The 18495-nt window shown below is 51.8% G+C and carries 14 protein-coding genes; 8 read left to right on the plus strand and 6 right to left on the minus strand.

Annotated elements, in window-relative coordinates; genetic code table 11:
- Positions 1 to 88: 88 nt before the first annotated feature.
- Together arsB and HOV93_RS00130 are read right to left on the minus strand one after the other, a co-directional pair.
- Complete coding sequence (gene arsB, locus HOV93_RS00125; RefSeq protein WP_207394422.1) at positions 89 to 1156, minus strand: ACR3 family arsenite efflux transporter; 1068 nt, start codon at positions 1154 to 1156, stop codon at positions 89 to 91.
- Positions 1157 to 1238: 82 nt separating this feature from the next.
- Entirely contained in the window at positions 1239 to 1583 is a 345-nt protein-coding gene (locus tag HOV93_RS00130; protein WP_207394423.1) for an ArsR/SmtB family transcription factor, read from the minus strand.
- Between the two features lie 175 nt (positions 1584 to 1758).
- On the opposite strand from HOV93_RS00130, the gene HOV93_RS00135 reads away from it, so the two are divergent.
- On the plus strand, positions 1759 to 2409 hold the full coding sequence (locus HOV93_RS00135; RefSeq protein ID WP_207394424.1) for a protein-tyrosine-phosphatase: 651 nt from the start codon (positions 1759 to 1761) through the stop codon (positions 2407 to 2409).
- 278 nt (positions 2410 to 2687) lie between these two features.
- Here the strand turns inward: HOV93_RS00135 and HOV93_RS26095 are convergent, their stop codons facing one another.
- Complete coding sequence (locus tag HOV93_RS26095) at positions 2688 to 2822, minus strand: hypothetical protein (protein WP_261358545.1); 135 nt, start codon at positions 2820 to 2822, stop codon at positions 2688 to 2690.
- A gap of 84 nt (positions 2823 to 2906) precedes the next feature.
- Between HOV93_RS26095 and HOV93_RS00140 the strand changes: the two genes are divergently transcribed.
- Complete coding sequence (locus HOV93_RS00140) at positions 2907 to 3674, plus strand: SGNH/GDSL hydrolase family protein (RefSeq protein WP_207394425.1); 768 nt, start codon at positions 2907 to 2909, stop codon at positions 3672 to 3674.
- 17 nt (positions 3675 to 3691) lie between these two features.
- On the opposite strand, the gene HOV93_RS00145 is transcribed toward HOV93_RS00140, so the two are convergent.
- The gene (locus tag HOV93_RS00145; protein WP_207394426.1) at positions 3692 to 5038 is read right to left on the minus strand and encodes a DUF1501 domain-containing protein; all 1347 of its coding nucleotides are present in this window, start codon (positions 5036 to 5038) and stop codon (positions 3692 to 3694) included.
- A gap of 48 nt (positions 5039 to 5086) precedes the next feature.
- Positions 5087 to 8065, minus strand: coding sequence for a DUF1553 domain-containing protein (locus tag HOV93_RS00150; RefSeq protein ID WP_207394427.1), 2979 nt, complete (start codon positions 8063 to 8065; stop codon positions 5087 to 5089).
- Between the two features lie 540 nt (positions 8066 to 8605).
- Here HOV93_RS00150 and HOV93_RS00155 point away from each other — a divergent pair.
- Both HOV93_RS00155 and HOV93_RS00160 read left to right on the plus strand, forming a co-directional pair.
- On the plus strand, positions 8606 to 11245 hold the full coding sequence (locus HOV93_RS00155; protein ID WP_207394428.1) for a DUF1553 domain-containing protein: 2640 nt from the start codon (positions 8606 to 8608) through the stop codon (positions 11243 to 11245).
- A complete protein-coding gene (locus tag HOV93_RS00160; RefSeq protein WP_207394429.1) occupies positions 11242 to 12708 on the plus strand; it encodes a DUF1501 domain-containing protein in 1467 nt (488 codons plus the stop codon). Before HOV93_RS00155 ends, HOV93_RS00160 begins: the two co-directional genes overlap by 4 nt.
- A 146-nt stretch (positions 12709 to 12854) precedes the next feature.
- On the opposite strand, the gene HOV93_RS00165 is transcribed toward HOV93_RS00160, so the two are convergent.
- Positions 12855 to 13481 (minus strand): TetR/AcrR family transcriptional regulator, encoded by a 627-nt coding sequence (locus HOV93_RS00165; protein ID WP_235989637.1) that lies wholly within the window; start codon positions 13479 to 13481, stop codon positions 12855 to 12857.
- 466 nt (positions 13482 to 13947) lie between these two features.
- Here HOV93_RS00165 and HOV93_RS26685 point away from each other — a divergent pair, with 466 nt between their 5' ends.
- The 4 genes from HOV93_RS26685 to HOV93_RS00180 all read left to right on the plus strand — a co-directional run bounded on the left by HOV93_RS26685 (position 13948) and on the right by HOV93_RS00180 (position 18481).
- Positions 13948 to 14124 (plus strand): DUF7219 family protein, encoded by a 177-nt coding sequence (locus HOV93_RS26685; protein WP_449243529.1) that lies wholly within the window; start codon positions 13948 to 13950, stop codon positions 14122 to 14124.
- Positions 14125 to 14840: 716 nt separating this feature from the next.
- Positions 14841 to 15977: a Gfo/Idh/MocA family protein gene (locus HOV93_RS00170; protein WP_207394430.1), complete on the plus strand. Its 1137-nt coding sequence runs from the start codon at positions 14841 to 14843 to the stop codon at positions 15975 to 15977.
- 51 nt (positions 15978 to 16028) lie between these two features.
- Positions 16029 to 17579: an N-acetylneuraminate synthase family protein gene (locus HOV93_RS00175; protein ID WP_207394431.1), complete on the plus strand. Its 1551-nt coding sequence runs from the start codon at positions 16029 to 16031 to the stop codon at positions 17577 to 17579.
- A gap of 2 nt (positions 17580 to 17581) precedes the next feature.
- Entirely contained in the window at positions 17582 to 18481 is a 900-nt protein-coding gene (locus tag HOV93_RS00180) for a class I SAM-dependent methyltransferase (protein ID WP_207394432.1), read from the plus strand.
- Positions 18482 to 18495: the final 14 nt, after the last annotated feature.

Here is an 18495-nt window from a genome sequence, read left to right on the forward strand (position 1 = left end):
CTGCATGGCAAGACTCGTGCTAGTGATGACCGTGATTCACGAGCAGCCCAAGTGTCAACACGCACCACAATTCGCATCTCTTACGGCTTTAATTCTCGTCGCTTGCCTCGAATCGCAAGAACGCTCCGCTCGTCTTGTTGGCGTAGGCGACAAGTGCCAGCATCACCGGGACTTCCACCAGCACACCCACAATCGTCGCCAGAACAACGGGCGAAGACGTGCCAAACAAAGTGATCGCGACAGCGACCGAAAGCTCGAAAAAATTCGATGCGCCGATCATACCTGCAGGGGCAGCAATGTCATGATGACAGTGAAGCCTGTAGCAAGCACCATAGGCCAGAAAGAAGATCAACACTGTTTGAATAATCAATGGAATGGCGATCAGCACAATATGCAGCGGATTGTTGATGATCACTTCGCCTTGGAATGAAAAGATTAAGATCAGTGTCAGCAGCAGCCCCGCAATCGTGATGTTGTTGAACTTAGGGATGAACACGTTCTGAAAATATTCTTTCCCCTTGGAGCGAACGACCAGATTTCGAGTAAGCACTCCACCGACTAACGGGACAACCACAAAGAGGAGCACGGAGACGATCAACGTCATCCATGGAATCGTAATCCCACCAATGCCGAGCAAGAACGCCACAATGGGAGTAAACGCAATCAAGATAATCAAGTCATTCGTTGCCACTTGAACGACGGTATAGGCAGCATTACCGCGAGTTAAATGACTCCACACAAAAACCATTGCTGTGCACGGTGCGGCACCAAGCAAAACAGCGCCGGCCAAGTAATCCTTGGCCAGTTCAGGCGGGATCCACGGCTTGAAGACCACATAGAAAAAGAAGGCAGCAATGCCAAACATGGTAAAAGGCTTGATAAGCCAATTCACGATCCAGGTAACGAATAGGCCTTTCGGATTCTTTCCAACGTTCTTCACACTGGCGAAATCGACCTTCATCATCATCGGGTAGATCATCAACCAAATCAGAATTGCGATCGGTATCGAAACGTTGGCATACTCAAACTTCGCAAGAAACGCGGGAACAGCCGGCAAGAATTTCCCGATCAGCACCCCGATCACCATGCAAAGGGCGACCCATATCGTGAGTTTTTTTTCAAAGAAGCTGATTGCAGCCTTTTCAGCTTTGTCCATTTCGAGTCACTTTCTGATTCTTTAGCTTGTAAATGCTCATGTTTACCCCAACTGCTTAAGCTTTCTGGATACGCCGTCGACACTAAGTTTTCGCAGGCCTGCGTTTAGGGCGATAACCTTCAATCGCTTTAGCCAATCCACGAAAAGCTTCCGTGAGGTGTTGATATCGAACGGCATAGAAGACAGTGCGTCCTTCCTTCGTAGCAGTAAGAACGCCAGCTTTCTCCAGCACGCCCAAGTGACGTGAGACCACCGACAAGTCGACTGCACAGCATTCGGTCAGTTCTGTAACAGAGCATGGCCGCCCACACTTTGCTAAGCAAGAGAGCAGTTTCAATCGCGTCGGCTCGCCCAATGCTTTGAAGAGTGCCGCGTCCAGTAGGTCGTCGATCGGTCCGCAGCACTGGGAAGCTTCTTGTGGTTTCATGCTCGAACACCTTTTAATGCATACTTGCGTCACTTTGCAAACGTAGCGGCTTCCACGAACAACGTCAAGCTGGTAAATTGTTCTCGTTAGAAGAAGACCGCACGGGGAAAACGATCAGCTGAGTTTGCGATGGTCGTTTACTTTGTCACAACCTGAGCCATTAGAAGGACCTCAGATGTCCGTAAAGCAACCCGCTTCATCGGCCAACTCGTTTTACCCAGAGTTGCTGCGATACCTGAACGACAGAGCATTGGCTTTCGATACAATTCCTAGCGATCGAAAGGCTGAGCTCGCTAAAGTTGCCGACTACATTCGCGAGCGTCGGTCGAAGTCCGAGCCTGCAAAACTAATGTTCATCTGTACTCACAATTCGCGACGAAGCCATCTTACTCAGATTTGGGCACAGGTTTCTGCGAAATACTTTGGGCTGGACGGCGTTGAAACATTCTCAGGAGGTACCGAAGCCACTGCGTTCAACCCTCGCGCGACTGCCGCCATGCAGCGATGTGGATTGAAGATCATCGCCGATGATCCAAACGCGACCAATCCACGCTACAGCGTCTACACATCCGACACATCGACTCCAGAAATTTGCTTCTCAAAAGTCTATGATGCGCCACCCAATCCAACCAAGGGTTACTGTGCGGTAATGACTTGCTCACAAGCTGATGAAGCCTGCCCGCTCGTGATAGGCTGCGAGCTTCGCATGCCGATCCGATATGAAGATCCGAAAGAAGCCGACGACACCGAGTTCGAGGCTCAACGGTATGACGAGCGTTCCGTCCAAATTTGCAACGAAATGCTTTACATGATGTCCATAGTTTAGAGCAAAACAGGATGCTCCCGGCTTCTCATATCCTAGTATCCTACTGCCGGGTTAGCCGTGTATTCGACACCTTAGTCACCCGCGTTTTCAGGCACAAAACGGTCTTCACATATTCAAGTGGGACCATCATAGATGTTGCTTCCGCTACTGAGTTGAGCTCGTTCATCTTAGAAATCCAGATACTTAGCCCGCACAAACTAAGTCCAAATTTTCAGGCACTGGCTACAGCAACTAGCCTTGGTAAAATCGGTTTTCGGGCTATCAAGAAGCATATAGCGTTAGTCGCGGCGTGGTGACGGAAAACGTCCGCCAGTAAACTTCTCTATCCCCAACGGGGCCGTTCCTAGTTTGAGTGCAAGCACGACCAGGTCGGCATCGCTGCTTTGAGGCAAATGCGATTCGCTAGCGATCACTCTATTCCAACCGATAGGCAACAACTGATGAAATGCTGCACACTGTTGATTTTGGCTGTCACATCATTCTTCTCGATGGGGCTGATGACTTGTTCAAATGTCCAGGCAGAACCGACCAATGCGAAAGAAGCTGCTGCGGAGAAAGCAAGAGCAGATCAGGAACTCGATGACCGGTATCAAGCGTTGGTCAAGACACTTTCGCCGGCTGAGCAAGCCTGGGAACGTGTACTACAAGAGAACCTGGGCAACTTCTATCTGCCGATTCACAAGCGGGAAAAGATCGCCGGCAAATCAAATGCCTGGGACTTCGTCAAAGACGATCCCCAACTTCCTCGTGTGCTATTGATTGGGGACTCGGTTTCCCGTGGCTACACGCAAAGTGTCCGCAATGAACTTGCGGGCAAAGTCAATGTTCATCGGGCCCCTGCCAACTGCGGTCCCACATCGCTCGGCCTGAGAAATCTTGACGTCTGGCTAGGCGATGAAAAGTGGGACGTTATCCACTTCAACTTTGGCATCCACGACCGGAACACGCCCATAGCCGAGTATCGCCAGCGACTGGAGCAGCTTATCGCGCGGATGCAAGAGACAGGAGCGAAGCTTATCTGGGCCTCAACGACCCCCATTCCTGATGATGCTGCAAAGAAGCAGACGGCAGCCTCAATCGCTGAACGCAACAAGGCAGCAGCCGAGATCATGGCGAAACATGGCATAGAGACCAACGACTTATTCATCTCGATCACTCCTTATCTGGACAAGATGCAAAATCCGAATGACGTTCACTTTAATGCGGCAGGGTACAAATTCCTTGGCCAAAATACGGCTAAAGCAATCAGTAACGCATTGAAATAAGGCCAGTCATCCGCCGTTTAGGAGAAAATCTCATGAACAACCTTGCCACCTTCCGGCCCGGTCAGGCGATGCTCTCTTCCTTCATGATTGAAGGTCAACTTGTCGTGCCGTAATCCGAGAGCTTGCAGAATGGTCGCATGCAAATCATGGAAATGCACTTGCCCTTCCACCGCGCGCGAGCCAGTATCGTCGGTCTTGCCGTGCGTATAGCCGGCTTTCACGCCACCGCCAGCCAACCAAAATGTGAACCCGCGGTAGTTGTGTCCACTTTCGTCCTTGCCATTGTCAGGCGTCAGACCTGGACGACCAAACTCACCTCCCCAGACCACCAGCGTGTCTTCCAATAGGCCTCGCATCTCAAGGTCACCCAGCAAAGCAGCAATCGGAGCATCGGTAACTTCGCAATTGGCTTCCAGATCTCGTCGATGGTTCTTGTGTTGGTCCCAGCTGCCGTGATTGACTTCGATAAAACGAACGCCAGCTTCGGCAAAACGTCGGGCCAACAGGCATTGCCGGCCAAAATCGGAAGGCTTACAGGTTCCCACCGAAAGCGATTTACCGACACGATACCGCTGTAGCGTCTCCTCCGATTCGGTACTTATATCCAGCAAAGCTGGTGCGACGGACTGCATGCGATAGGCGAGTTCCATCGACTCGATCACACCTTCCAGCTTTTCGGCATCCTGGTTTTGCTGAAGGTGCTGACGGTTTAGCGTTTGGATGAAATCTAATTGATGACGCTTAGCCGCACTCGATAGGTGATCACCACGAATGTTGTTGATTGTCGCCTTCGACATGCTCTCGCCATTTGTGCCGATAGGCGTGCCCTCGTAAACAGGCGGCAGAAATGCGCTGGAGTACACTGACGGCTTCGAGGTGTTTAGACTGATGAAGCCAGGAAGATTTTGATTCTCAGTCCCCAATCCATAGTTGACCCACGAACCCATGCTTGGCCGATGCCGCAGTCTTTCGCCGGTGTGTAGCTGCAAGAACGATTGAGCATGGTTGCCGGTATCGGCATGCATGCCGTTGACGATGCAAAGCTTATCGGCATGTCGGGATATTTCAGGCAATAAATCTGAAACCCATTGTCCGCTCTCACCCCGCTGGCGAAATGGATAGACCGAACCGGGATGCTTCTTTTGACCTGTTTGCGGCTTGTAATCAAACAAATCCAATTGCGCGGGGCCGCCGCTCATGCACAGGAAGATGACTCGCTTGGCTCGTGGACGCACTGGCGGAACTTTCAATTCCAGCGAATCGGTCGATTCGGCCAGGAGCGACTTTTGGCAAAGGGCCGAAAGAGCTAAGTACCCGAACCCACACGATGCCGATTGCAGCAGGTTTCTTCGAGATGAAATCATAGGAGACCTCGCTGTTGATTGGGTACGCCGGATCTTAGCTTGTAGGGGTTACTCGACATAGCGAAATTCATTGGCCGCGAAAAGTGCTTGGCAGAAGGCCGCCCATTGACGCACCTGCTGGGTATTCTCTACATCAGAGCTATCCCCTGACAGTCGCTCGAGCAACTTGACCGCCTGCATCAATTCGGACTGGGCAGGGTCACGCTGAAACGCTCGATGGAAGGCTCGCTTGATCTTCTCTTCGGTCGTCGCCTTGGGATCAGCGGTTACCAGCAATGCCATATGCTCTGCCTGCTGAATGACAAAGGAATTATTCATCAGGAATAGTGACTGCGCCGGCAATACGGTTTGACTTCGCTTACCGGTTACCTTTAGCCCGTCCGGTAAATCGAAGGCCGCTAGTTCCGCAGGCGGAGCGTTTCGCATGTAACAAAGATAAATACTTCGATGATTACACGAACGATGCAATGTTGATGCGTGGTGTGGAGGCTTATTGATCAATGCATCAATGTCCTGAATCGGACTACCTTTGGCAGGCTCAAGATTCAGCATACCGCTTGCCACCAAAATCGAGTCGCGTAACTGTTCGGCGTTCAGCCGCCGCTGCCGATGCCGTGTTAGTAGTTGGTTAGCAGGATCGTGTAGGGCAATCTGCGAATCGTAATCGCTCGACAACTGATAGGTACGGCTCAGCACGATTGAGCGAATCAACCCTTTGATCGACCCGCCACGGTCAACAAAATCTTGAGCGAGCCAATCGAGCAGTTCGGGATGGGTCGGCCGAGCACCGTACACACCAAAATCGTCCGGCGTCGAGACAAGCCCTTCCCCCATTAACTTCAACCAAACCCGATTCACTATCACCCGCCACGTTTGAGGCTGCCGAGGATCGGTCAGCCAGGCGGCTAGTTCGAGCCGTCCGCTGACGCCTTCGGGAACGACCAACTCTGGCACGATCGGAGAGGACTCATCGCTCTGAGCGACCTTCCAGCATGCGGTCAGTGCGCCGCGCGGCACCACAGCGCCCAGCTTCGCTCCGGTTCCATTGATATGAACCTTACTGTCGACAGGCTTCTTTGCTTCGCGTATTCCCATCGCCAGACCAAGTTGGCTGATACCTTTGGGGCGGTCGGAGGCATCGTGTAAGTCGACAACTTCGGCACCAGAAAGCGGCTTTGAAAACAAACTAAAGTGAGCCAGATTTCCTCTGAGCGGCGCGAAGCCTTCGCTTCGCCCTCCCACGCTAAAGCGTGACTCTTTGCCGAAGGTTGGCTCGAGCTTGCCCTCGATTTCCGGCTTCTGCATCCCATTGAGATAAACACGAACCAGATCCCCTTTGCGGACCAGCACAACGTGATTCCAGGTTCCCGGTGAAATGATAGTGCTGCCTGCCAGGGAAGCCTTCTTCTTGTTGCCATTGAACACGAACAGCCGTCCGGTGCGTTTCGGATCGTGCTTTCCACCGACTCCCAGATGGTCGCCAGGAATCTCTTTGTTACCTAGTTCACCCCGGCTAAACAAATAGGCCGTGATCGGCCGTGAATCATTGTCCAACGCATTCTTAAACCAAAAAGAAACGGTATAGTCCGCAGCCAGAACGGGGACACCCCCTTGCAGATAAGATTCCTTGAGCTGTGCGAAGTGTGCCTGAGAGAACTTCGACGAGCCAACTTCTTTCCAGCCCTCGGGCAAACGATCGAGCGAAACATGAACTTCAGGCTTTAACAGTTGAGTCTGATCGAGATACCCCTCAGGCAAAGCAAGGGGAGCTTTCATCCGATCAAGCCTGGTGCCGTCGCTGGGCAGTTGCGAACTCAAGACATGCAATTCGGTGGGAGGGGCCGTAAGCTTCTCGTTGCCTGCCACACCATATAGAGTCTCACTGCTTTTGAAGATACCAGCCAGGGCGTAGTAGTCGCGTGTCGGAATGGGATCGTGTTTATGGTCGTGGCAGCGTGCACAAGCGACGCTAAGCCCCATGAACGCGGTGCTTACCGTGTTGATTTGATCATCGACAATATCCATCGAGAAATCTTTGTTCATGGCAGACGCTGGCTTCGAGCCGATCGCCAAAAATCCGGTGGCGACTAGCAATCGGTTTCGCTCTTGCGCCGATGAGGCAGGCAACAAATCACCGGCAATCTGTTCCGTCAAGAACCGATCGTAGGGGATGTCGCGATTGATGGCGTCTATGATGTAATCGCGATACCGCCAGGCATGAGGAAAAGTGGCATTGCGAGATAAGCCGTCGTTGCCGTTCGACTCACCATACCGAGCAACATCGAGCCAGTGCCTTCCCCAGTGCTCACCAAACTGCGGTCTCGAAAGCAAATCATCCACTAAAACTTCAGTAGCATGCTGGCGATTCTTCCGCGCGGCTTGCACGAAGGATTCGATATCTTCCAAAGACGGCGGAAGACCGATCAAATCGAAATACAATCGTCGAGTCAACGTACGAAGTCCGGCATCCTCGGCTGGCCGGGCCCCTGCCTGTTCTATTCGGTGCAACACGAATTGATCGATCGGACCGTGCGGCCAGTTCTTCTGCTGGACGCTCGGCGGCTGCGACACCTGCCGTGGATAGAATGACCACAGGTCTTCAGGAGTCCAATTCTCCTGGGGACCTAACGTGGTCTCCTTCGTTCTCGGGTCCCAAGCACCACGGCGAATCCACTGTGAGACCACATGGATGTCCGATTCCGACAGTGGTTTGTCCGGCGGCATTTCGAAAGTCTCGTAATGCAAAGCATCTACTAGCAGGCTCTTCTCAGGCTCGCCAGGTATGATCGCGGGCCCAGACTCACCACCTTTTAAAACTCCCATACGGCTATCTAGGAGCAGCTTTCCGCCAATCTCTTCAGAGTCCTTCGAATGGCATTCGTAGCATCGGGCGGCGAGAATGGGACGGATCTTTTCCTCGAAGTAAGCAAGCTCCTGGTTTGGGATCTGCTCTTGGCCCACAGCGATCGAACCGATTGCCGGAGCGATTAACAATGAAAACAACAGCAGAGGAAGCCGGTGCATCATGTCCGGGTCCTATTCAGGCGGGAACTGGAAAACAAGAGAAAGGAGGCGGGTTGGCGTCGATTGTCGCCCTGGCAGTGATGGGTTGCAATGTTTATTCCCCAAGTAGCCTCGATTTTATCGACAAACGGTCGTCCAAATTTGTTCTTTTGAATTCCAATTGCTTCATGCTGTAATAATGGGTATTTTGGGAAGATGTCTCCTGACATCACCTTGGCTCTGTTTCCGCTGCCGCCGAATGTTTTTGACAATTCTTAGCACGCGGGCCAAGCATTGTAATGTTGTTAGGTGGTTGTTAAACATCGTCTGAAGAAAACCTGGGCGGCGATCACTAAAAATGACGTGCTCAACAGGTTCACCAAACCGCTATTCATGAAGTTATTACGCGGTTCGACTTCTCGCGCGGAGCGAAGCATCACTGCTGGTAACTGCTGATTGAGAGAAACATCGTTTCGACTCGCTGATCGATTTCGGATATCATCATCATTTGGCGATGATATCAACGCCGTCCCACCCACAAACAGTCTCTCCCCCTAAGATGCCATGAGACTCCTCCTCGCTGCTCTTGTATTGCACCTCTTCACGCTGCCTGTGTTAGCGGATGAGGACTACTACGAAGAGCATATTAAGCCGCTGTTACTCACTAAATGTTCTGCTTGCCACGGAGCGCTCAAGCAAGAGTCCGATTTGCGGCTCGATGCCGGTCAGCTCATTCACTCAGGTGGAGTAAGCGGTCCCGTCCTTGATCTAAAAAACCCGCCGGAAAGTATGCTGCTGAGTCGGATTCAGTCCGAAGACGTCGACCAGCGGATGCCGCCCGAAGGCCAAGGTGAGGCACTCACCGCCCAGCAAATTCAAGTTTTGATGACTTGGATACGAGGCGGAGCGAAGTTTCCTAAAGCTGAAAAAGTTCCGCCCGATCCACGACAGCACTGGGCCTACCAAGTGCCACGAAAGGCAGAAGTACCTCGAATCGAGAATGAATTGGGGGAAGTGCATCCGATTGATGCGTTTCTGCTTGCCAAGCTCCAAGCTCGTCAGCTCCCGGTCGCCCCACTTGCGGATCCTGCTACCGTAGTGCGCAGGGCTTATCTGGATTTGATTGGCTTGCCCCCTACGCCAAGTCAGCAACACGCATTTCTCGACAACCCTGCGTCGAGTGCCTGGAGCGACTTGGTCGATGAGCTCCTCGAAGATCCCGCCCACGGCGAGCGTTGGGGGCGGCATTGGATGGACGTTTGGCGTTACAGTGACTGGGACGGCTATAAGGACCAGCTACGCGGAAGCCAGCGTCATATTTGGCGCTGGCGCGATTGGATCATCGAATCCGTCAACACTGACAAGCCATACGATCGCATGGTTATGGAAATGCTGGCAGCGGACGAGCTCGCCCCTGCAGATCCAAACACCCTGAGAGCCACCGGTTTTTTGGCCCGTAACTACCATAAGAGCAACCGGGATATTTGGCTCGATGCTACGGTCGAGCATACGGCCAAGGCGTTCCTCGGAATGACGATCGACTGTGCTCGTTGTCACGATCATAAGTTCGATCCGATCGAGCAAGTCGAATATTACGCGATGCGGGCTGTTTTCGAGCCGCATCAAGTACGCACTGAACGACTGCCCGGCGAGGCCGACCTTAAGAAGCAAGGTTTGGTTCGTGCATACGATGCCAAGCTGGATTCGCCTACCTATCTTTATATGGCAGGTAACGAGAAGAACCCCGACAAGGAGCATCCTGTCGAGCCCAATCTGCCGGAAGTGATCAACTTGCCCTTTGAGCCACAACCGATTGAGTTGCCGCCAACGGCGATCTTTCCGAGCCTGCGTGAATTTATCGAGCAGGAACAGTTGGAAGCTGCCGTAAAGAAAGTGAAAATCGAGGAAAAGAACCTCGTCGACAAAGAGGGCTCTGCCAACCAGCCGTTGCATCAACAAGCGGTGGTTGCTGCCACTGCGGAATTTGAATCACTGCAAGCTCGCTGGGCTGCCGATCGGGCTAAGTACACCGAGACATTGAATCCTGCTCAGCTGCAGCCACTTGCAAAACGTGCTGCCGCAACAGAGAGCATCGCTAAATTGGAGCGAGCGCGACATACGCTACTTGTGAAGCAGCAAGCGTTGCAGCAGGCCGAGTCAAGCGAACAGGCCGACGAAAAGCGGAAGGCAGCAGTTGAAAAGTCTCGGAAAGAAGTCAACCAAGCAATCAAGCGACGCGAGGAAGCTGAACGGTTAAAAAATGCCGATGCCATCGAATACTCGTCAGTCGGCACCGCATACCCTAAGACGAGTACCGGCAGGCGTTCTGCCCTAGCCCATTGGATTACCGATCATCGTAATCCACTCACTGCACGCGTGGCAGTGAATCACGTTTGGATGCGTCACTTTGGTACCCCACTCGTTGCCAATGTGTTTGACTTTGGTCTTCGCTCGCCCCAACCGGAACACGTCGAGCTACTCGATTGGCTAGCGGTCGAGTTCATGGAGCATGACTGGAGCATGAAACACCTACATCGTTTGATTGTAACCTCGGCGGCCTATCGTCGTGCTTCAAGCGTTTCCGGTGACGAGTTCGCCGCCAATCGAGAACACGATCCAGATAACCAGTTGCTTTGGCGGGCAAATGTTCAGCGACTCGATGCTGAAATCATTCGAGATAGTGTGCTCCATGTTGCTGACAAATTGGATCAGACGCTGGGAGGTCCCGAAATTGATTTCCATCAAGGAGAAAAGGTTCATCGCCGCAGTCTCTACTTTCGACATGCTTACGAAAAGCAGATGCAAATGCTCGTCACTTTCGATGCAGCTGCCCCCAATGAATGCTATCGACGATCTCCGAGCATTATCCCACAGCAGGCACTTGCCCTATCTAACAGTTCACTGGTTGTCGAACAATCACGCCGTTTAGCTGCCATGCTAAGTAATATAGCGCCTAATACCGAAGATTTTATTCATCTGGCTTTCGAAGCGATTCTTGGTCGAAATAGTACCGCCGAGGAACTGGCTGCCTGCCAAGACTTTTTAACAAGCCAGTCGAAACGCCTGAGTGATCCTGAAGACCTGACTCCGATTCCAAGTGTCACCAAGGCCGAAGTCCCTGCGGCGAAAACTCCCGCCCAACGCGCCCGCGAAAATCTCGTGCATGTTCTTTTTAACCACAACGACTTTGTGACGGTCCGATGAGCCAATTCACCCACCAGACCAATCCGCCCACCGCCCCACTTACCCGTCGTTCGTTTCTCCAGGACATGGGCCTGGGTTTCGGTAGCATCGCCCTTTCAAGCATGCTCGCGAAAGAAGGTTTTTCCGAGACCCAATTGCAGCAGATTGCACCTCGTGCGAAGAGCGTGATTTGGCTGTTCATGATTGGTGGAGCAAGCCATCTGGAAACTTTTGATCCCAAACCAGCTCTCAACAAATATGCGGGCAAGTCGATTGAAGAAACTCCTCACGCCGGAGTGCTGAAGTCCTCGTTTTTGGAAAACGAACGAGTGGTAGCTTTCGATCCAAATAATGGATTCATCCGCAATAAGCTGTACCCCATGCAGGTCGGCTTCTCGCCAAGAGGTAAAAGCGGACTGGAAATCAGTGACTGGCTACCACACGTTGGTGCCCAGGCTGACGACCTCTGTTTAATCCGATCCATGTGGACGGAAGACAGCAATCACGGCGCACAATTGCAGTTTCATACTGGGCGTCATCGGGTCGAAGGATTCTTTCCCGCAATCGGCTCATGGGTGAACTACGGATTAGGTTCAATCAATGAAAATCTGCCGCAGTTTGTGGTCATGGGTACACCGGTCGCTGACTGTTGCGGAGGGAGAGAATGTCATCGGGCGAATTATCTTGGCCCCATGTATGATGGTGTTCCGCTGAGTATCGACCCAGCCAACCCGCTTCCGTATGCCAAGCCGCCGACAGGCACGTATCAGGAAGAGCAAGCCGGGCAGTTTGAATTATTACGCAAACTGAATGGACTGACTGCCGATAATTTTCCCGACGATGATGCGTTAGTTGCTCGAATTCGCTCCTATGAGCTTGCCTATCGCATGCAAACGGCTGTGCCAGAGGTTGTGAAATTTACAGATGAAACGCAGGCTACGATTGATCTATATGGGATCGATCAACCAGAAACGAAGACCTTTGGCCAGCAAATGCTTACTGCCCGCCGTTTGGTTGAACGTGGCGTTCGGTTCGTTCAAGTCTATCACGGTAGCAATGGCGGGGCCGGACAATGGGACAGCCATAAAGGGCTCAAGGCAAACCATGCCAAGCTGTGCAAGCAAATCGATCAGCCGCTCGGTGCACTGCTGAAAGACTTGAAGCGACGTGGCCTTCTCGAAGAAACACTTGTCGTCTGGGCAACCGAATTCGGCCGCACACCTGGTTCCCAAAAAAGTGATGGGCGCGACCATCATCCATACGGCTTCACTATCGCCATGGCAGGCGGTGGCATCCAAGGGGGTGTGGCCCACGGTGCGACCGATGAACTCGGCTTTCATGCCGTGGAGAATCGACATTATGTCACTGATATTCACGCCACGGTCTTGAATCAACTAGGCCTAGACCCTCGTGCAATGCATGTTCCGGGAAGGAAGCGATTAGAGAAAGACTTCGGCCATGTGATTAGGGAAGTTATATCGTAGCGACTGTCTTATTCGTCAAACGCATTTCTTCCAAGGTTTGACGTGCCTAAGCTTTCTCACAAGCGCTGGACGGACCTGGGGTTGCTGATCATGCGAACAAGCAAGTCTGCAATTGGGCGTTGTGATCTTCTATGAAATAGATGTGCTTACGGTTGTATGCCTTGATACCGCGCCAGAAACATGCTCACCGCAGAATCGATGATGAGCTCGATTTCCTCGGCATCTGGGGTTGGATTGCTACCTAACAAGGGTGGCCAAAACACGGATCCCTGCAGTAAGCTATTAAACTGTTTTCCAGCCATCTCCGTGTCGTCGACCTGCAATCGGCCATCTAAGACGGCCGCTTCAATCCAGGTAACTAGTTTAGCGCAAAATCGTTTTTCATCGCCAATCGTTTGCTTGGCAAGATTTGGTGTTAATAGGAATCGCGAAAGAACCACGCGGGCTAGCGACTGGAAATCGGGCGAAATCACAATCCGAACGATGTTTTCCGCATACCCACGAAGCTGCTCTTCGAGCGGGTTCTCACGCTGGTAGATCATTGCTGGAATCGATTCCGTGTTCTCGATCAACAACGTAACGATCGCTTCGAAAAGCGATTCCTTACTCTCGAAGTGGTTATAGACGGTTCTTTTACTGACTTCCGCCACCTCGGCAATCCGGTTCATGCTGGTATTGTCGAACCCATGAGCCTCAAATTCTCGGATGGCGGCCGTCAGAATGGCTGCTCTTTTTCGATCCGTAAGTCGTTCTACTATATATACTTCAGACAAAACTACACTCTGAGATTTACTTTTTTCGTAGCCACCGACTAAACAACTTCCGGCTAAAGCCGGCAGGTTTGAAGATTTCGTGAGATTCGGACTGAAGTCCTCAACTCACGAAGGAGTTATTCGGAAGTGGTCGCCCCCATCGCCCGGTTCCGTTCCAATTGTTACCTTTACCTGGATGTTACTTCGAGAAAAGTACTCGGATTCCACCAAGGCACAAAGCGTGAAAGAATTTGTCAAATGGTGTATTACGACAGGACAAGATTACAGCAAGGCATCAGGAAACGTTCGGTTAGCTCCCCACGTCATTCGAGCGGCCGAATCTAAGCTTGATAAAATCGGGTCGTAACCGGATAGGTGCGAGATATGTTCGAAGCGACATTATTAATTTCAATGCTTGATTTCTAAATCTCCTGCGAAGCGACTAAGGCCTGCCGTGACTAAGGACGATCCTTCATTTGCCGAAAAAATGCTCTTCAATGCGAATCTCCAGGAATTCGCATCTAGGGTCGGCCTTATATGTGGGCTGGAATCGCAAGATAAAATTTCTCAAGCCGAGGCATACGCTCAAATCAAACAGCTTTGGAAGGAACTTAAAAGAAGCAAAAGGAATCTCAAAATTGGCAATAACACCGAGCAAGATTAATCCGTTACGTCGGTTCAATTTCCAATACCCAAGGCTTTCTAGCTGAACACCGTTCACCGGTACCGGAGGCAATTCTACCAAGAGAATAATCCTTGAAGGCTGTCACTTAAAACCTGGTTCCACCCGCAGGGTCAGGTCATAGCAAACACCGATCTTGAGAATATCCCGACATCGCATAAAAGAGAGTGGGCGTTCTCTCTGACAACGACAGCATCCTTGACAGTGCCGAACTCGAACTGGCCCTGCTGTGAAGATGCTGACGGTCGACTGGCAATTCCAAATTGGACAGTAAAGTCCGTACTCTTGCACGACCAGCCTTCACTCTCCTCTAAGGTTGAACCTCTGAACTATTTTTGGAAAGCGTGCAAACTCGAAAAAACGCTCTCTCAGACGCTGTATCTGGCAGGCATTTACAGTCGAGGTGCTCCGAATTTCTCTATTGTAGCTACGTTGGGCTTTCGAGTAGATTGCTTCCACACGGCCTCGCACTACCTTTGAGCTAAGCTAATTTTGCCCCTATTAATTTGGCACCGACGTAAATTTTGGTCGAGATTTCGACGGAAATAGCCGCCTCGGCCATCGTGATTCACGCGGTATTATGGTGGGTTCGCTATAGCAGGGTAGTTTGAGCAAAAGTTGTTAGAGGAAGTTCGGCTGGAAATTTGGTCTTCGATCAAGCTATCAGCCGCCAGGAGACCCAAGCAAGGAAGCTGGTAATGCTGCGCGTAAAAATCTATGGTGCAGGCTCGATCGGGAACCATCTCGCAAATGCATCGCGACAACTCGGCTGGGATGTCACCGTATGTGATGTATCCGAAGCCGCTCTCACGCGGATGCGTGATGAAATCTACCCAGCCCGCTACGGAGCATGGGATCCTGCGATTCAGCTTTGTACCAACGACAATGCTCCTCAAGGTGGTTTCGACCTTATTCTCGTGGGAACCCCGCCGGAATACCACCTACCTCTGGCGATGCAGGCATTGGCTGAAAATCCTAAGGCCATCATGGTTGAAAAACCGGTCTGCGAACCATCGCTCGAATTAGCTCAAGCCCTCTGTACAGAAGCTGGTGATACAAAGCTGTTCGTCGGATACGATCATGTCGTTTCTCGAGCTGTGACCACAGGTTGCCAGTATCTGACGGATAAAGTGCTGGGGCAGGTTCACTGGATTGATGTCGAATTTCGCGAACACTGGAAAGGGATTTTCGCCGCCCACCCATGGTTGAGCGGACCGTCCGACACCTACCTCGGGTACTGGCAGCGTGGTGGCGGTGCTAGTGGGGAACATTCACATGCGTTGAATCTCTGGCAGCACCTGGCTCACATTTGCGGCGGCGGACGAGTTTCCGAAGTCGACGCCAAGATGGTATACGAAAGTCATGACCAGGGGACTTACGATAGTCAGTGCATGATGAACCTGCACACCGAAGCCGGCCTAGTTGGACGTGTGGTACAGGACGTTGTCACTTATCCTCCGTCCAAACGTGCTGTCGTTCATGGCGAACTAGGGTCGCTGCAAATCGTCATCGGCTACAAGCCTGGTTGCGATGCCGTCATCTTACATGTTGGAGACAACTCTCCAGTAGTCAAAGAATTTACTAAGACGCGGCCTGACGACTTCATCCAAGAGCTTCGACATATTGCCGCGCATCTTGATGACAAGGCTCCGGAATCGCCTATCTCATTGGCACGCGGTCTCGACACCATGCTTGTCATTGCAGCAGGCCATGAGAGCGAGTCGAAATCGTGCCGCATGCAGTTAGATTACCAAACTGGGTATTTACTCGACGCAATTTCCTGCTGCCCTGCGAAAACGCTGCCGCAACCCACGACGAATCGCCAGTGTGCCTAAGCCACTGGTCCTTTTGCTCATGCACTATTCACTTGGTTAGGTGAGGTTCCCGTGTCTCCGTTCAACTTCAATGGTCTTTTCGTACTTGACTTGGCAAACAACCATCAAGGCGATCCGGAACATGCGACAAACATCATTCGAGCGATGGGGGACGTCGTTAACGAGAACGGCGTTCGCGCCGCATTAAAGTTCCAATTTCGAAATCTCGACACGTTCATTCATTCCGACCATCTCGAAGAAAGCTCAAATAGGCACGTTGATCGCTTTCTGTCGACGCGTCTATCGAACCAGCAATTTGCGGGACTCGTGGACGAAGTGCGTGCCAATGGAATGTTCACCATGGCCACGCCATTCGACGAAGAATCGGTGGACTTTGCGTCCGATCTCGACATCGACATCCTGAAAGTTGCTAGTTGCTCCGCTACGGACTGGCCACTGCTGGAACGGATTGCCGAAGCCAACAAACCCGTCATCTTCAGCACTGGCGGGCTGAGCATGAAGCAAATCGATAATGTCGTAAGCTTCTTCGACCATCGCCGTGTGCGATTCGCGATTATGCACTGCGTCTCGATCTATCCTACTCCCAAAGAGCACTTACACTTGAATCAGATCAGTGCTCTTCGACGACGCTACCCCGATAAGGTAATCGGATTTTCGACCCATGAGGAACCAGATGAAACGGGTCCTGTGCAAATCGCAACAGGGCTTGGCACCGGCATGCTCGAGCGGCACGTTGGAATTGAAACGGAATCGATCAAGTTGAACAAGTATTCGTCGACGCCGACACAAGTCGATCGATGGATGAAAGCAGCGATCGAAGCAAGACAGATTTGCGGGTCACTCGAACGAGTACCGCCTCAATCTGAAGAAACAGATGCTCTTCGCAGCTTGATGCGGGGAATCTATGTGCGACGGCCGATTGCGAAAGGACAACTAATCACACGCGAAGATGTTTATTTTGCGATGCCGCTGAACGAAGGCCAATTGACTTCGGGAGAGTGGTCGGAAGGGATCGTCGCTAGCACGGACTTAACCAAAGACCAAGCCGTACTTACAGAGTCCGCCATTCGCCCAAAACCAGACGACACCCAGACGCTCACCTCGGCCATCCATGGCATGAAGGCGATGTTGAATGAGGCTCATATCTCGCTGCCGCCGACTTTCGAGACCGAATTCTCCCACCACTTTGGTGTCCGTAATTTCCATAAAGTCGGTGCCACGTTAATCACGTTTGTTAACCGTGAATACTGCAAGAAGCTTATCATACAACTGCCCGGGCAACGACACCCGGCTCATTACCACAAAGCCAAGGAAGAGACGTTTGTGGTTCTGCACGGCAAGCTAGAGTTACTGGTAGAGGATCGACATTACACGCTCTACCCCGGCGATATGCAACTCGTTCAACAGGGTGTTTGGCACGAGTTCTGGACGGACAGTGGTGTGATCTTCGAGGAAATCTCAAGTAAACACGGTTTGTGTGACTCGTTTTACGAGGACAAATCGATAAACAGCATGGATAGCGACTCGCGAAAAACGCGGGTAAATCAATGGGGACGATACCAGATCCGTCCAGCAAAGCCAATTCGAAGGATGGCTGCTTAGCCATGCAATCTGCGATGATACAAATGTGCCCGATCTGTAATTCAACCGAGTGGAAAATAGAATACGAAGGGCCAGTACGGGACGGCGTATTTGGCAAGTATGACGATGGCACCGTATGGAGATGTATCGACTGTGGGGTTAGCCATTTGCCACCACGGCAGTCGAACCTTGAGGACTATTATCAGTCGGACGAATATCGCGAGGATGTAGGCGAAAAAGCGGATCCTCAAGACTTCTTTTCGCGTCACGACGACGAGCAATTTGACAAAGCCCGATTCCTGAAAGGCACCTCCATTCGAGGCAAAGTCATCGCCGACATTGGTTGTGCAGGTGGCTCGTTTTTAGATGTCGCGAAGGGGTTAGCAGAAACATCGATCGCCATCGAACCTGGCAAGTCGTATCATGCTTCTCTCCGTGAGCGGGGACATCGCGCTTACTCCTCGTTAGCAGCGGCGTCAGAAGAGTGGGCAGGTAAAGTCGATGTAGCGGTCTGTTTCAGCGTTATCGAGCATGTTAACGACCCAGTCGAATTCCTAACCAGCATAGGGCATCTTCTGAAGCCTGACGGAGTCCTCGTCTTAAGCACTCCTAATCACCGAGACGCATTGCTTGAATTCTCTGGGGATCCTTATCGATCGTTCTTTTACCGTTGGGTTCATCCGTGGTATTTCGACGAAGATTGCTTACGCTCGGCCTCAATCAAGTGTGGAATGACCTTCGAGCCACACTACGTTCAGAGGTTTGGATTCGCTAATTTTGCAGCATGGTTGCGCGACGGAAAACCAACAGGGAACGATCACGGCGCAGCTCTTGGATCCGTTTTTGATGACGTCTGGAAGTCGACCCTTGAATCGCAAAAGAAGTCAGACTACCTCTACGGATTTTGCCGACCTGCCGTATGAGATCCCATTTCGTC

This window comes from Bremerella alba (assembly GCF_013618625.1).
Lineage (GTDB): Bacteria > Planctomycetota > Planctomycetia > Pirellulales > Pirellulaceae > Bremerella > Bremerella alba.

What these genes read in the sequence shown, in the direction of transcription:
- arsB (WP_207394422.1), bottom strand. Translation starts at nt 1,156, where the DNA reads ATGGACAAAGCTGAAAAGGCTGCAATCAGCTTCTTTGAAAAAAAACTC.
- HOV93_RS00130 (WP_207394423.1), bottom strand. Translation starts at nt 1,583, where the DNA reads ATGAAACCACAAGAAGCTTCCCAGTGCTGCGGACCGATCGACGACCTA.
- HOV93_RS00135 (WP_207394424.1), top strand. Translation starts at nt 1,759, where the DNA reads ATGTCCGTAAAGCAACCCGCTTCATCGGCCAACTCGTTTTACCCAGAG.
- HOV93_RS00140 (WP_207394425.1), top strand. Translation starts at nt 2,907, where the DNA reads ATGACTTGTTCAAATGTCCAGGCAGAACCGACCAATGCGAAAGAAGCT.
- HOV93_RS00145 (WP_207394426.1), bottom strand. Translation starts at nt 5,038, where the DNA reads ATGATTTCATCTCGAAGAAACCTGCTGCAATCGGCATCGTGTGGGTTC.
- HOV93_RS00150 (WP_207394427.1), bottom strand. Translation starts at nt 8,065, where the DNA reads ATGATGCACCGGCTTCCTCTGCTGTTGTTTTCATTGTTAATCGCTCCG.
- HOV93_RS00155 (WP_207394428.1), top strand. Translation starts at nt 8,606, where the DNA reads ATGAGACTCCTCCTCGCTGCTCTTGTATTGCACCTCTTCACGCTGCCT.
- HOV93_RS00160 (WP_207394429.1), top strand. Translation starts at nt 11,242, where the DNA reads ATGAGCCAATTCACCCACCAGACCAATCCGCCCACCGCCCCACTTACC.
- HOV93_RS26685 (WP_449243529.1), top strand. Translation starts at nt 13,948, where the DNA reads ATGCTCTTCAATGCGAATCTCCAGGAATTCGCATCTAGGGTCGGCCTT.
- HOV93_RS00170 (WP_207394430.1), top strand. Translation starts at nt 14,841, where the DNA reads ATGCTGCGCGTAAAAATCTATGGTGCAGGCTCGATCGGGAACCATCTC.
- HOV93_RS00180 (WP_207394432.1), top strand. Translation starts at nt 17,582, where the DNA reads ATGCAATCTGCGATGATACAAATGTGCCCGATCTGTAATTCAACCGAG.